The sequence below is a fragment of the Ktedonobacterales bacterium genome, from assembly GCA_036557285.1.
Lineage (GTDB): Bacteria > Chloroflexota > Ktedonobacteria > Ktedonobacterales > DATBGS01 > DATBHW01.
Genome location: DATBHW010000029.1, coordinates 23,464 through 38,538 on the forward strand (window position 1 = coordinate 23,464; position 15,075 = coordinate 38,538).

At 59.7% G+C, this 15,075-nt stretch carries 10 protein-coding genes and 2 tRNA genes; 8 read left to right on the forward strand and 4 right to left on the reverse strand.

Annotation, left to right across the window (positions count from 1 at the left end):
* Window positions 1-19: 19 nt before the first annotated feature.
* The 4 genes from VH599_08730 to guaB all read left to right on the forward strand — a co-directional run bounded on the left by VH599_08730 (window position 20) and on the right by guaB (window position 3,849).
* Entirely contained in the window at window positions 20-1,495 is a 1,476-nt protein-coding gene (locus tag VH599_08730) for a serine/threonine-protein kinase (GenBank protein ID HEY7348386.1), read from the forward strand.
* 149 nt (window positions 1,496-1,644) lie between these two features.
* Window positions 1,645-1,725, forward strand: a tRNA-Leu gene (locus tag VH599_08735).
* Window positions 1,726-1,781: 56 nt separating this feature from the next.
* Window positions 1,782-1,853 (forward strand) — tRNA-Gly (locus tag VH599_08740).
* Window positions 1,854-2,352: 499 nt separating this feature from the next.
* Window positions 2,353-3,849 carry an IMP dehydrogenase gene (gene guaB, locus VH599_08745; protein ID HEY7348387.1) on the forward strand — a complete coding sequence of 499 codons (1,497 nt, stop codon included), beginning with the start codon at window positions 2,353-2,355 and terminating at the stop codon, window positions 3,847-3,849.
* Window positions 3,850-3,897: 48 nt separating this feature from the next.
* On the opposite strand, the gene murA is transcribed toward guaB, so the two are convergent.
* The 4 genes from murA to VH599_08765 form a co-directional block, all read right to left on the reverse strand.
* Window positions 3,898-5,268 carry a UDP-N-acetylglucosamine 1-carboxyvinyltransferase gene (gene murA / locus VH599_08750; protein ID HEY7348388.1) on the reverse strand — a complete coding sequence of 457 codons (1,371 nt, stop codon included), beginning with the start codon at window positions 5,266-5,268 and terminating at the stop codon, window positions 3,898-3,900.
* 173 nt (window positions 5,269-5,441) lie between these two features.
* Window positions 5,442-6,143, reverse strand: a complete 702-nt coding sequence (locus VH599_08755) for a hypothetical protein (GenBank protein HEY7348389.1) — start codon at window positions 6,141-6,143, stop codon at window positions 5,442-5,444.
* Window positions 6,143-7,642: an FAD-dependent oxidoreductase gene (locus VH599_08760; protein ID HEY7348390.1), complete on the reverse strand. Its 1,500-nt coding sequence runs from the start codon at window positions 7,640-7,642 to the stop codon at window positions 6,143-6,145. The genes VH599_08755 and VH599_08760 overlap by 1 nt, the downstream gene beginning before the upstream one ends.
* Window positions 7,643-7,649: 7 nt before the next feature.
* The gene (locus tag VH599_08765) at window positions 7,650-9,479 is read right to left on the reverse strand and encodes an FHA domain-containing protein (GenBank protein HEY7348391.1); all 1,830 of its coding nucleotides are present in this window, start codon (window positions 9,477-9,479) and stop codon (window positions 7,650-7,652) included.
* A 268-nt stretch (window positions 9,480-9,747) separates the two neighbouring features.
* Between VH599_08765 and VH599_08770 the strand changes: the two genes are divergently transcribed.
* The 4 genes from VH599_08770 to aroA all read left to right on the forward strand — a co-directional run bounded on the left by VH599_08770 (window position 9,748) and on the right by aroA (window position 15,064).
* Window positions 9,748-10,611 (forward strand): type I 3-dehydroquinate dehydratase, encoded by an 864-nt coding sequence (locus tag VH599_08770; protein HEY7348392.1) that lies wholly within the window; start codon window positions 9,748-9,750, stop codon window positions 10,609-10,611.
* 19 nt (window positions 10,612-10,630) lie between these two features.
* The gene (locus VH599_08775; GenBank protein HEY7348393.1) at window positions 10,631-11,521 is read left to right on the forward strand and encodes a prephenate dehydrogenase/arogenate dehydrogenase family protein; all 891 of its coding nucleotides are present in this window, start codon (window positions 10,631-10,633) and stop codon (window positions 11,519-11,521) included.
* Between the two features lie 351 nt (window positions 11,522-11,872).
* Window positions 11,873-12,925, forward strand: coding sequence for a 3-deoxy-7-phosphoheptulonate synthase (gene aroF, locus VH599_08780; GenBank protein HEY7348394.1), 1,053 nt, complete (start codon window positions 11,873-11,875; stop codon window positions 12,923-12,925).
* 72 nt (window positions 12,926-12,997) lie between these two features.
* Window positions 12,998-15,064: a 3-phosphoshikimate 1-carboxyvinyltransferase gene (gene aroA, locus VH599_08785; protein HEY7348395.1), complete on the forward strand. Its 2,067-nt coding sequence runs from the start codon at window positions 12,998-13,000 to the stop codon at window positions 15,062-15,064.
* Window positions 15,065-15,075: the final 11 nt, after the last annotated feature.

Here is a 15,075-nt window from a genome sequence, read left to right on the forward strand (position 1 = left end):
GGAAGGTACGGGAATAGTGATGTCAAGATTACTCTCTAGATTACCAGGCACGCGCCTGGGCGATTACGAACTGATCGAGGGCATTGGCGAAGGCGGCATGGCCGATGTCTATCGCGCTAAGCAATTAACCGCCTTTGGCCGCGAGGTCGCGGTGAAGGTTATCCGACCAGAATTTACGGGAGATGAGCCTTTTCGTCGGCGCTTTCTGCGCGAGGCCCACGCTATCTCCAGGCTTTCCCACCCCAACATCTTGCCGCTTATCGAGTTTGGCGAGGAGCAGGGCATTCTTTATCTCGTCATGCCTTTGGTACGCGAAGGCACGCTGCGTGATCTGCTCTACAACCATCATGGGCCACTGTCTCTGGAGGAAACGCTTTCCCTCTTCGTCCCGCTCTGTGACGCTGTGCAGTATGCCCATCAGGAAGAAATTATTCACCGCGATATTAAGCCCCAGAATATCCTGCTGCAACGCCACACCCATGTTTTGCTCGCTGACTTTGGCATTGCGCGTGATCGCTTCGATACCAGGATGACGACAACTGGCGTGGGGCTGGGCAGCGTAGAATATATGGCTCCAGAACAAGCGGAAGGTCTGGCGGATGCGCGCAGCGACATCTACAGCCTGGGGATTGTTCTCTATCAACTGCTCACCGGAGTCGTACCGTACTCTGGTTTGCAGCCGCTTGAGGTGCTTTTCAAGAAGGCAAACGACCCGGCTCCCGACCCACGCTGGCATAATCCCCATCTGCCTGTCGAGATCGTGGATATTCTCCAGATGGCACTCGCCAAAGCCCCCAGCCAGCGCTTTGAAACTGCCGGGGCATTAGGGTACGCCGTCCAGCAAGTCGGGCCTTATGCTCTTCGCCCTCCACTCTTCAGTCAGATGATCGAAGCGCCCGCCTCTGACGCGACCACTCAAAATAGCGACCTGACGCCCACTACGCGTCTAGCCAGGGGCCAGACGTTACCAGAGGCCGAGGAGGCTGCGAGCAGCCAGAACCTCGGAAGTCTTCCCACTAGGCGCAAGTATGTCCTGCTCATCGCTGTGCTGGCCGCCGCACTGGTATTGACGATTGGTGTTTCCTCAATTGCTTATGGGCATTTGGGCCTGGCCTGGTTTCATCCTGGCGCTGCTGATACAGACGCCCGGCTCCTGACCCCCACGCCGGGCGGAACCATCCAGCCCACACAGATACCCGGCCCTATCAACACGCCTCTACCCTGGCCTACGGCACTACCCCAACCCACCCCAACCGCCACGCCTCAGCCCACTGCGACGCCGACGCCTGGCCCGACAGAGACGCCAACACCGCAGCCCACTGCGACGCCGACACCTGGCCCGACAGAGACGCCGACGCCTCAGCCCACTGCGACGACAACGCCTGATCCGACAAACACACCAACACCGCAGCCCGCTGTGCCGGGGGGACCAGACCCTGGTCAGGCGCTACCCCCCCCGTCCGGCGCCGCGCCCAACCCTGGCGCGAACAATTGAGAGCACCGACTTTTTCGGGCCACCCCCACGCCCGCCTGGTCGTGTACAGCAGGCTTGCTTTCATGCCTTGCCAGAGCTATTGACAAAGAGCGCGCCGCCAGTATATACTGTATAGTGCGTCTGGCGAGGCTGCCAGAGCGGCGCAAGAAGCCCCCGTGGCGGAATGGTATACGCGGCAGGTTGAGGGCCTGTGCCCACAAGGCGTGCTGGTTCGAGTCCAGTCGGGGGCACCGTGATTGACTTTTAGCTGATTATCAGGTACACTTGTGAATGCTGATGCTTGTAGGCGGGCTTGGTGTAGTGGTAACATGCGACCTTCCCAAGGTTGAGACCGTGGGTTCGAATCCCATAGCCCGCTCCCTTCGCTCAAGCGACCCTTTGCTCACGCCGGATAGACATCCGGCGCTTTTTTATGGCCGCTTTGCTTTGTATTGAGCGCCCTTGCTCTGCGGTTGACGCGAACCGACTCCAGATGATACAGTATTTCTAATATACATTTCCTTTTATATATTCCCTTGAACTTTTCGGCATTCTGCGGTTGCTATCCCAGGACTGGAGCGACAAGAGGCGCGCTTGATAACACTCCGTCTTGAGGATATTGAGTTGAGTTTGCAAAGGCATCCCAGTTGATTTCAAGCGCATCCCACCCGCATGCCCGATGGCTCGAAGCCGGACGCCCAGCGCGGCTGTATAGTACGCGCCTGGGCGCTTTCTCTATGATCACCTGATTCTATTGGTCTCATTGCTGGCCTCATCGCGCGACATCGAGCAATCATTGGACAGGCAGAGCGAAGGACACGCGCCGAAATCGGGAGTCATACCCGCAAGGATCATACAAGAAAGGATACGGCGCACTCATGACTACGCTGCTGGATTGGGAGGAGAAATTTGGCGCACAGGGTCTTACCTTCGATGATGTGCTGCTCATCCCAGCCGCATCTTCAGTGCTTCCCTCCGATGTCTCCACCCGCACCCGGCTCACCAACTCCATTGAATTACGCATCCCCATCGTCTCAGCCGCTATGGATACCGTCACAGAAGCCAGGCTCGCCATTGCCCTGGCCCGTGAAGGCGGCATAGGCATTGTTCATCGCAATCTTTCTATTGAAGATCAGGCAGCAGAAGTTGATAAAGTCAAACGCTCGGAATCGGGAATGATTACCGATCCGATTACCCTGGCGCCAGGCGACTCGCTGCGCAGCGCCCTGGCCTCGATGGCAAACTATCATATCTCCGGCATCCCCATCACCGAACAGGGCAAACTGGTGGGCATCCTCACCAACCGCGACCTGCGCTTCGAGAGCAACCTGGACCGCCCCATCGGCGAGGTCATGACCCGTGAGCATCTCATCACCGTTCCAGTCGGCACCACGCTTGAACAGGCGGAAACGATTCTACACCGCTACAAAGTCGAAAAGTTGCCGGTTGTTGATGAGCAGGGCATGCTCAAGGGGCTGATTACTGTCAAAGACATCCAGAAGAAAACACAGTATCCCCACGCGGCCAAAGATGAGCGTGGTCGGCTGCGCGTCGGGGCAGCGGTTGGCGTGGGGCCAGATTGTGAAGAACGCTGCGCCGCATTGATTGCTGAAGATGTAGATGTGCTGGTGGTTGATACCTCTCACGGCCATTCGCGCATGGTGCTGGAGGCCGTCGTGCGCATCAAGCGCCGCTTCGGTCAGCAGGCACAGATTATCGCGGGCAATGTCGCTACTGCCAGCGGCGTCGAAGCATTGATCGAGGCTGGCGTTGATGCGGTGAAAGTGGGCATTGGCGCTGGAGCCATCTGCACCACGCGCATTGTCGCGGGCGTCGGCGTCCCTCAGATCAGCGCCATTTACGAGTGCGCGCAGGCCGCCGCTCGTTATCATATTCCCGTCATCGGCGATGGTGGCATCCAGTATTCAGGAGACATTGCCAAGGCGATTGCGGCGGGAGCCGATACCGTCATGCTCGGCGGCTTGCTCGCCGGAGTTGATGAAAGCCCCGGCGAACTGATCATCTCCCAGGGCGAACGCTATAAAGACTATCGAGGCATGGGGTCCATTGGCGCGATGAAGCGGCGCAGCTACAGCAAAGACCGCTACTTCCAGGATGGCGTCAGCGACGAATCGCGGCTCATCGCCGAAGGCATCGAGGGGCGCGTCCCCTATAAAGGGCCGCTCGGCTCTATGACCTACCAACTGGTCGGCGGGTTGCGCCAGGCGATGGGCTATTGCGGCGCGGCCACCATTGCGGAGATGCAAGCCGCCACGCGCTTCACACGCATCACCAGCGCGGGCCTGCGCGAGAGCCATCCACACGATGTCTTTATCACCAAGGAAGCCCCTAACTACGCCGTGAACCCACGCTGATTGCTGATTACTACTGGCAGCGCCACGACTTGACGCCTGGCTGGCTCGCTACTGGCCCACCAGCGCTTCGCCAGCCTCGCGGCCATCCAGCTTCTCGATCTGCGCCCCCAGCATTCGCAGTTTTTCAGGCAGCCGTTCATAGCCGCGCTCAATATGTTCGATGCCCATCAGCGTTGAAGCGCCATTCGCGCACAGCGCCGCCAGGATATAGGAGCAGCCCGCGCGAATATCAGGAATGGTGAGCGCCGCGCCTGAAAGCGGCGTTGGACCGCGCACGATACAGCTATGGAAATAGTCCTTCTCGCGGAAGCGGCAGGCCATCTCCCCCAGGCATTTTGTATACAGCCCGATGTCAGCGCCCATCCGGTTTAACTCTTGCGTAAAACCAAAGCGATCTTCATAGATCGTCTCGTGGACCACCGACATCCCTCTGGCCTGCGTCAGCAACACAGTAAAGGGCTGCTGCCAGTCGGTCATAAAACCTGGATGCACATCCGTCTCTATCGCTATAGAGCGAGGCACACAGCCGGTATCAAAAAAGCGAATGGCGTCTTCTTCCACCGAGAAATCTAACCCGATGCGATAGAGCGTGTTCAGGAAGGTCAGCAGGTGATCCTGGCTTGCCCCCTGGAGCCGCACATCCCCTCTGGTCAGATAGGCGGCAATCGCCAGCGAAACGGCCTCCAGCCGGTCAGGGAGAATATGATGCGTCGCCCCGCGCAGCCGATCTACCCCTTCCACAACAATCTTGCGGTCCACCTTGAGTTCGATAATCGCCCCCATCTTTTGCAGGAACTTGATGAGGTCCATAATCTCCGGCTCGATAGCGGCGTTCTCGATAATCGTCACGCCTTTTGCCAGCGAGGCGGTCATCAAAAGGTTCTCGGTCGTGCCCACACTGGGAAAGGGCAGTCGAATCGTTGCGCCCTTCAAGCGTTTAGCCTTCGCGTAAAAACAGCCATCCCGAAACTTGATCTCCGCGCCCATCTGCATCAACCCTTCGATATGGAAGTTGATGGGGCGCGGGCCAATCTTGTCACCTCCTGGCGCCGGAATCCTGGCCTGGCCGCAGCGGTGGAGCATCGGCCCCAGGGTTAACACCGCCAGCCGATTCATCCGTCCAAGCTCTTGCGGCGGGGCATGATTGCTGATGTTCGCCGTTTTAATCAAGATAGTCGAGGGATGGTCCGGCAGCCAGCTTATCTCCGCGCCAATCGCCCGTAAGAGGCTCTCGGTAATGGTCACATCCCCAATACGCGGCGTGTTATGCAGGGTACATGGCTCTTCAGTCAGAAGTGAGGCAACCAGCATTTTGGTAGCGGCGTTTTTCGCGCCGCTCACGCGGACTGTCCCACGCAGCGGCGCTCCTCCCTCTACCAGATAGCAGGCAACACGATCAGCCGTGACAATCTCGCTCATGGTTTCTCTCACTTCCAAAAGTGGGCGCTACTCAAGAATGGGCGCGGCTCAAACGTGACCGGACCCTGAAGCATGCTTAATGCCAAACTCAGCCAGCAGCAGTATACCTATCGAGGGAATCCTTTGTAAATACACATAGGACTCTTGGGCGCGAGTGTGGGCGCGATATGCGCTCAGTGTGGTGGGGCTTGGTGTCTCAGGCGGGCGCGAGCCGTCCAGTGGCCCGCCTCCGCGCGAGCAATGGCAATCTCGGCTCCAGGCCGACGCTCGGCCTCATACAACAAAGCCAGCACCAGATAGAGCGCCCCCAGACCAGCCTCATCCTCAACGGCTTCCAGCAGCCCTCTGGCCTCTTGCGCCAGCGCAGCCGCCTGGTCGAAGTCCTGCTCGCGCAGCGCCTGGCGGGCGCGCATCACCAGCAGCCAGCCCAGAAGCTGGCGGTGCTTTGGGCCAGCGTCGGCGCGCCCAATCGCCTCGCAGCGTTCCCAGGCGCGCTGCGCCTCCTCCGCGCGGGCAGCTACCAACAAACGCTCGCCCTGCACCATCAGGCAGCGCCCCACCTGCACCCCATCACCCGACATCTGAGCCAGCGCCACCGCCGACCCCATCCGCTCCAGACTGGCGGCGAGATCACCATCGCGCTCATAGAGCAGATCATCCTCGCGCAGCAGCACATAGGCGAGCAGCGCCTGACACGCTGGCGCCACCTCTGAGGGACCATCGCGCACCACGTCTTCAAGCGCCTCGCGCTCCTTTTGATATGCTGCCAGCGCCGCTGCCTCGTCAAGCGTCGTATCCCAGAGCGTCGCCTCAACCCGCTCCTCAATCTCTTGCAGCCTGGCCCGCGCCGCAGCAAGACGCTTCGGCTCGTCCATCACTGCGGCTCGCTTCTGGTCGGCAGATGCTTTTGCCTGGCTGGCGGCGGTGGCGCGACCAGCCAGTAGAGCGCGCGGGCCGCCCCTGGCTTGCGCGGGATATGTGACGCGCCTGATCGCCTCTCCGATCTGGCAGCCGCTGCTGGCTCCATCTTCGTGGCTGGCGCAGTGCCTCCGCGATCCAGATCATCCAGCAGATCAAGCATCTGATTCACGCTTTGCGCCACGCCTTCAACCATCAGATAGCCCGATGGTTTGATCGCGTCGCCCACCAGATAGAGGCCGCGCAAGCCGATCTCCGGCGCAAAATCTGCGCCCTGCTGCGCCCGGTTGACCGGCCATTCCCCGCGATACTGGCTGATCGTCAGCACCCGACAATCGCGCTCAAAATCGGGGCCGATAATCCGGCGCAGGTCAGCCACCGCCAGCGCGCGCTCCTGCTCCACATCATCCGAGCGCATCACCTGATGCGTAATCAGCAGGTGCTTACCCGGCGGGGCCAGCCGCCGGTCACAATTGCTGGGCTGCACCATACCCGCTATCCGCTCGGTATCCAGGCAATACATAATCCCCTTATGCGGAATCAGCGAGCGATCACTGAGTACATGGACCTTCAGACCAACCGCCTCGCGGATCGGCGCGCTATGTTCGACCACGCCTTGCGCCATTCGCGCCGTCGCGCGCGGCCCAACATTGCTAATCACCAGCGGCGCATGCAGGATGCTTTCCTCGCCCGTTGCTTTGTCGCGCGCATGCACGCCCGTCACCGCGCCCTCCTCCGTCAGCACGCGCACGACATCGTGCCGCAGACGCACCTCTCCCCCCTGCTCGCGCACGCGCCGCTCCAATTCTCCAGTCACCGCCGCGCAGCCGCCCTCCACAATGCCCGGCGGCCCATAGCGGAACATATTTTTGGTCGTCTCGGCAACCTCCAGCGCGCTTATCTCCTCCAGGGGGACGCTCAGCGCAAAATGCGAGATGCGCTCAAAGAAAGCATAGAGTTCGGGGGAGCTGGTCGGGGTCACATGGTATTTCTTCAGCCAGTCGGTGAAGGGCAGATCGCGCTCATCGGCGGGCAAACGTCGAGCCATCAGCGTTGGCCCCAGCAGCACAAAGCGCGTAAACTGGCGCGGCCCCAGGAACGAGGCGACGCCCAGCAGGGAGCGGCAGACATGCTGGCGGCCATGCACAAAAAAAGAGGCAAAGACTTCCGCGTCATACACGTAATGCGGCACCGCCAGGCGTCGCAGCATCCCCGCCAGCACGCCATTCGAGCCAAAGGGCAGCATATGCACCGCGCCGGTGCTGATCTGCGCCCCCTGGAACGTTTTCGCCGTAAAGCGCCCGCCGCAGTGCGCCAGGCGCTCCAGCACAGCCACGCGCATGCCGCGCTGTAAACATTGGGCCGCGCTGAGCAGGCCACCCAGCCCGGCCCCAATGATGACCACATCGTAGTCCTGGTTTGCCAATTGGGGCGTCATCGCGTTGTTATCGCCCAAACAATGCCTAGCTTTCCGGCACCGCCTGCTCGGCAGAGAGCAGGTCATTCAGCGTCGCCAGGCACTCACTCAGAATCTGATTGACATGCTGGTGCATCTCGAAGAACTGCGCCAGTTCTCGCGCGCGCCGGGCCAGGCTGCCCAGCGTATAAATGTCGCGCGGATCACTGCGCACATCATCAATCAGCTTCATCAGGTCCGCAATCGAGAGCGACTCATCGGCGCGCTGCACTTCTTCAATCACCTTGTTTAGACGATTCGATACATCCGCAACCCCTACCCGCAGGCGTTGTGCCAGGATAGCTACCGAGTTATCATGATTGGAGATAGCATCAGTAGCAGCCCGCAGTTGATCGCGGAGGCGCTGCGCTTCTTCCTCCAGAATCTTCGCCTGGCGCAGATTCTCGCGCATCTCGGCAGTCGTCGAATCCAGCGATTTGATCGCGCTCAGCATGGTAGGGATTTCAGGCAATTGTGGTACTGGCAAGGGCATGTCCTCCTCATTCACCGTCTCAGTCAGTCTCAAGCGTTCTGCGATGGATATATCTGCCGGGGCGCCTTCCTCAACCTCTTCTTCTTCCTCCACCACGCTCACCGACGATTCCTCGGTGAGTTCAATCCGCTCAATAATGGTCGCTTCCGGTACCTCCACCTCAGCCTGAGCCGACGCCGACGCCATCTCAGGATAGGCTGAGGCTTGCGGATACGCATCATCCTGCTCCTCATAGGTCACCGTCGCAAAAGCAGCCGAGACGCTGGCGCCTGCCGTCTCCACCAACTCCGCGTCCGTCGTCGTCTTGATCTCCTCTTCTACATCCTCCTGAGAAACCGCTGCATTCTCCCACGCGCCCGCAGCGACAGAATCGCCCTGGGTCACATACGCCCCAAAAGGCTCCAGGGTATCAGCCTGGCCCGGCACCGGAACTGTCTCAGGGTTGACCTCCGCCGCCTCTGGCTGGTGAAAGGTCATGGTCGTTGGCTCGGCTGCGCTCTCAGCAACGGAGAAGAAGATCAACTCATGCTCGCCAACACCAACATGATCGCCATTGCTCAGTGGGGTAGGGGAACGCAGTTCGACGCCGTTAATATAGGTGCCGTTGGCGCTCACCAGATCACGAATGACATAACTGACCCCATCGAAATGGATCAACGCATGCCGCCGGGAAGCCAATTGATCGCCAGAAAGCGCAATATCGTTGCTGGGCGCGCGGCCAATAGAAATATCTGGCTTCTTCAAGAGAAACTCCCGCGTTTGCCCATTTCTGCTGACAATCAGCTTGGCAGGCGACTCATTGACACTGGTAATGGTCACGTCCACCTCCTCCTCCACCGCCGCTCGTGTCTCCATGCTGGCAACAACTGTCTCCAGGTAATCGCCAGCATTGCCAGCGTCGGGCGGCTCCGCCACAGGGGCCATTGCCGTAGGCGCCAACGCTTCTGGCGCGGGAGCCTCTGGCGCCACCATAGTAGCCTCCAGCACCTCCGGCGGCGAAATCATCGTCGGGTCTTCTCTTACCGGGCCTCCGGTATTCGCCACCGTCGTCCCGCTCGCGTCATGCCCTGGATCAAACGGCGCCTGCGCTGTTGGCAAGGTCGGTGAAGTTGGCGGCTCGAATGAGGCGGGCGACGACCCTGGTGGCGGCCCCCATTGATGAAAAGGAGGCGCTCCCGGCCCTGGCGTTGGGAACACTGGCGCCGCAGGCCCTGCTGGCTGCTGCGGCGCTCCCCAGGGATTTTGATTGCCAGCGGGTTGAGAGCCGGTCAGCCGATTGCCACAATTCAGACAAAATTGATCTCCTGGCCGCGTCTCAACACCACAATTTGGACATCGCTCCATAATAATCTCCCCTCAGCACGTGCGTTTGCGAGCTTCAAGACAAGAATCATATGCTTAAAACGAATCATCGCTAGAAATAGCCCTGCTAAAAACTGAGGCCATTATATCATGAGCGCCAGCCCCCAAACAATGAAGCAGAACACACCTTGCCCCTGGATTTTTCTCGTTGCATCTCGCTATACTCCCAGAGACAGCGTAGCCTCCCACGTAGAATAAGACGAAGCAGGAAACGCTTTTTGCGTCCCTGGAACGATACCGGAAAGAACCGATGGTGAACAGAATCGCCGCCTCGCTGGCGCTCCCCGATACTCAAGCCTGCCTGGCCGCTCTTCACGCGCTGGCGCCGACTATCAGCATGGCCGAGATTCGCCTGGACATGATGGCTTCCTTCGATCTCCCTCGCCTGGTTGGCGAAGCGCCCTGCCCCCTGATTCTCACCTGTCGCCCGCCCCGCGAAGGCGGCGCGTTCCAGGGCCAGGAAGCCGAGCGCCTGGACATTCTGACTCAGGGTATGGACCTGGGCTGCGCCTATATAGATAGCGAATGGGACAGCCTCGCAGCCCTGGCCGCGCGCCGCAGCAGCGCCACGCGGCTGATCGTTTCGCGCCACTGGACCGACCACATGCCTTCAGACCTGTGGGGCGCCTACGAAACGCTGCGCAGCCAGACCGATGTGGTCAAGCTCGTTGGCCTGGCCCAACGCCCAGCCGATCTCTTACCTATCTTCGAGTTCTTGCGGCGCGCCACCAGTCCGGTAATCGGCCTGGCGATGGGCAACGCCGGGCGACTCACACGGCTGCTCGCGCCCGCCTTCCCCCACTGCCTGCTGACATATGCGGCTCCCAGCGCGGCGGCCATCACCGCCCCAGGACAACTGAGCGTGCAAGAAATGACCGAAATCTATCATATAAACGCCCTCAGCCCTCAGACGCAGATTCATATCCACCTGTGCGCCACAGAGGCATCCGCACAGGCAGCCATTGAACAGAACAGCAGGATGACGCATGGAGAAGCGATCTCTATCCCTCTGCTCGTTTCCGCAGAAGAAGTCGGGCGCCTGGCAGCCGGATTGCGCGCCAGCCTGCCAAACCTCACCCTGACTTTCGATCCGGCGCTGGCTGGGACAGGCTGAGCAATAAGGAGAGACATATATGCAAACGGTGGGCATTATTGGCCTGGGACTGATCGGCGGCTCCATTGGCCTGGCGCTCAAACAGCAAAGAGAGAACGCAGGCGCGCTAAGCCCTACGGTGATCGCATACGACAATGACCCCGGACGCCGCCAGCAGGCCAGGCAGCTACAGGCAATCGATCAGATATTCGATCAACTGGCCGAGGTCGCGCAGCAAGCCGATCTGCTGATTATTGCCACGCCTGTGCTGGCCGTTCGCCAGGCGTTGGCCGAGATCGCCCCATATGTGCGCGCAGAAACCGTGATCACCGATACCGCCAGCACCAAAGCCGCTGTGCTGCGCTGGGCAGAAGAACTGCTCCCCGGCGGCGCGCGTTTTATCGGCGGCCATCCAATGGCTGGAGGCGTCGGCAGCCTCGAACAAGCCAGACCAGACCTCTTTCACGGGGCAGCTTATTGTATCGTCCCCCCCACGCAGGCTGATGAAGCCAGACATGTGGATGCATCGGCGCTTGCAGCGATTCAAGACCTCATCGCCACATTGGGCGCGCGGCCCCTGCTCATTGATGCTCAGACACATGATCGCTGCGTGGCGGCAATCAGCCATCTACCCTTTATTACCTCCGCCGCCCTGGTGGAAACCGCAGCCAACAGCCCGGAAGTTGAGATCATGCGCCAGCTTATCAGTTCAGGGTTCCGCGATACCAGCCGTCTTGCCGCGGGCGATCCAGCCATGTACCAGAGCATCGCTGTCACGAATCGAGAAGCGATGCTCTTCTGGATGGATGCTTACATGGCGCAGTTGCAAACCTTTCGTCAGGCGCTGCAAGTCGCCGAAACCGCCGAGGCTGAACGCCTCTTGACGCTGTTCAATCAGGCCCGCCAGCACCGCAAAACGCTGCTGGAGTGAGGCGCGCTCGCGCGTGTACCTTGTGAGCGTATCTCCTCCTGGGGTAAGTAAAATTGACCACCAATCCCCTTGACAGAATTGGCGAAAGGCTTTATACTCGGACCATGACGTACCCGGCACAACACTCAACCAGCTTTTATTATTACTTTTGGCGTCCTCCGACATGGCGGTGGACTTCTTGTGCTGGGTAACGTAGCCTGGTCCCCCAAAGCCTGTCGGAGAAGCAGAGGAACGATTCCTCTGCTTTTTTGTTTGTCGTGTAGCAGTTGACGCCTGCTGAGGCAAAGGGTCGTCGGAACGAACATGGGGAGAGCAGCGGGGTAAAAGAAAGAGTTAGAAAAGAGTAAGGACATGATTATTCTCACGGAGAACCATCTAGCGCCCGAAGCGTTTATGCGCATAAGCGCCGTTCTGCGAAGAGCGCAGATCACCGAACCGCTGCGCCCCATCCAGACCGGCGTGGGCATGGCCTGCTGCCTTGGCGCAAAACACCTCAGCGCGGAGGCGCGTGCCGAACTCAGCGCCATCGCGGGCGTCGCGGGCGTCTTCACCTTTTCCACTCCCTACCAGCTTGCCAGCCGTCACTTCCAAGACGAGAAAAGCATCATCCAGGTTGGCAGCCCCGGCGCCTCACATGTCGTAAATATTGGCAGCGGAGAGCCGGTCATCATGGCCGGGCCATGCGCAGTTGAAGATGCCCAGCAGTTAGGCGCTGTTGCGCGGGCAGCCAGGCGCGCTGGAGCCGACATGCTGCGGGGAGGAGCATTTAAGCCACGCTCCTCCCCTTACTCGTTCCAGGGGCTGGGCATTCCAGGGCTGAAACTGCTGGCCCAGGCGCGCGAAGAGACCGGACTACCTATCATTACCGAAGTCATGGAGCCTGGGCTGGTGGAAGTCGTCGCTGAATATGCTGACATGCTGCAAATCGGCTGCCGCAATATGCAAAACTTCCCTTTGCTTCAGGCGGTGGGCAGCGCCGGAAAGCCGGTCTTATTGAAACGCGGCTTTTCCGCAACCATTGAGGAATGGCTGCTCTCGGCAGAATACATCCTCAGCGCGGGCAACCCCAATGTCGTCCTCTGCGAGCGCGGCATTCGTAGCTTCGATCCCCAGACCAGAAACCTGCTCGATCTCAGCTGTATTCCCCTGCTGGGTATGCTGACCCATCTGCCCGTTGTCGTTGATCCCAGCCATTCCACCGGGCGACGAGAACTGGTCGCCCCGATGGCCCACGCGGCCATCGCCGCCGGAGCAGATGGCTTATTGGTTGATGTCCATCATCAGCCTGACCAGGCTCTTTGCGACGGGGATCAGGCCATCATGCCAGAGGATCTGCAACGACTTATCCAGCGCGCGCGGGTAATCCGAGAATCTCTGCTCCAGACTTCGATGATCGTTGCCTGACCAGACTCCCCCTCAGCGCGGCGGCCTCGACGATACGTTTGGAACGGCTCGGAATGTATGCAGGAGAAAGCGATGGAATCCAGACCAGGGGCAACAGCACAAGCCCTTCAGACATTTAGTATAGAAGCCTTCGACAGAACCTGGCGAAAGAACGGACGGGCATTGATCGCCACTATTGCGGTACCCGAAAATAGCGTTCTGGCTATTCATGAAGCAACTGTCAATCTGATGAAATCGCTGCTTGAAACCTATCCTCTTTATCCCAACGCTCTTATCTGTGCTTTTTTTCTTACTGATCTCACTGCTGACTATCCTGCTCGCGCCGTTCGAGAAAAGCTTGGCTGGAATACCATTCCTCTGCTCTGCGCGCACGAAACCAGTCCCGCTCCCAACGGGGAACACAGCATCAGCGTGGTACTGCTGGCACAGACCGATCAGCCGGCCACAGAAGCAAACTCACCTCGCCTGCGCGGCATTCGCGGCGCGACCATTCTTGAAGAGACCTCTGAAGAAGTTCTGATGGCCGAACTGCGCTGGCTTTTTGATGAAATACTCGCCCGGAACGGGCTGGAACGAGCGGCGCTTGTTCGAGGTATTCTCACCGTTACACCTGACCTCAACGCCTCCGCCGCCTTGGCAGCCGCGCAAGCCATCCTTGGCCCATCCATTCCGCTCTTCATTGCCAACGAGATCGATGTGCCTGGCGCGCCCCGGCGCTGTCTGCGCGCCCTGTTCTTTGTGCATACCGCTCATGAGCCACAGCCTGTCTATTCAGAGCGTGCCAGGCAACTGTTAAGGCCCGATTTACCCAGGTCTATTCCTCAGACCATCCGTGTTGCTCCATCTGGCCCGCTGCAAGGCGTCATCACGCCGCCATCCTCAAAATACCATACCCTGCGGGCCATCCTTGCCGCTCTGTTGGCCGAAGGAGAGAGCATTATCGAGAATCCGGCGCTCAGTGATGACACAACGGTCCTGCTCACAGCCTGCGCGCAGCTAGGCGCAGCGATAGCAACCAGCTATCAGGCGGACGGGCGCTGTACCCTTCGCATTCAGGGCGTCGGCGGGCAGATCAATCCCCCCCAGCCTGTGGTAATTGACGTTGGCAACGCGGGCGCTGTCCTGCGTCTCTTGCTGGGCATCTGCGCCAGTTCGGCGGCGCCTGTCACCTTCACCACACCATATCCAGAGTCGCTGGGACGACGCCCCAATGATGATTTGCTGCAAGCTCTGGCGCAGCTAGGCGCTCAGATCGCCAGCCAGGGGCCAGAAGGAACGCTGCCCATCACCATCCAGGGCGGCCAGATACACGGCGGGAAAGTTCAGCTTTCCGGCAAGAAAAGCTCGCAATATCTCAGCGCCCTGCTCTATCTAGGGCCGCTCCTGGCAGAAGGGCTGGAAATCGAGATCACCGATACGTTGGTATCAGCCTCGTTCATTGACCTGACGCTGGAGATACTGCAAAGGGTAGGGATTACGATCATCACCCAGGAGCGCCATCGGCGCTATCGTATCCCCGGAAAACAACACTACCTGCCCGGCGCCTACCACATACCTGGCGATTATCCCTCAGCGGCGGCGCTCCTGGCAGCCGTCGCCATTGCGAGAGGCGCAATCACCCTGCGTGACCTGCCGCCAGGGGCCGCCGATGGTGAAGCCATGCTTGAAGCGTTCGCGCAGATGGGCCTGGAGATCAGCCGAACCGAAACCACGATCATGGCTCGCGCTGACAGACCGCTGCGGGGCATTACCTTTGACGGCAATACCGCCATAGACAGCGTACCTTGCATAGCCGCTGCTGCCTGCTTTGCAACCAGTCCCAGCCTCATTTTTAATATCGCCAATCTGCGGCTGAAAGAGAGTGATCGCATTTATGACCTGGCAGAAGCCTTGCAGGCTGCTGGCTGTCAGATTGCTCCCTTTCCAGATCGTCTGGAAATACACCCCGCCGGAACCATCGCGGGGAATACCGAGGTAGATACTCATACCGATCATCGTCTGGCCCAGGCGCTTGCTGTCGTCGGACTTGGCAGCGCGCACTCGATCACACTGCGTCACGCCGGGCATGTCGCCAAAAGTTATCCGCGTTTCTTCGACGACCTCACCAGCCTGGGCGCAAAGGTCGAACCAGTACCGTAAGCACTCGGCAA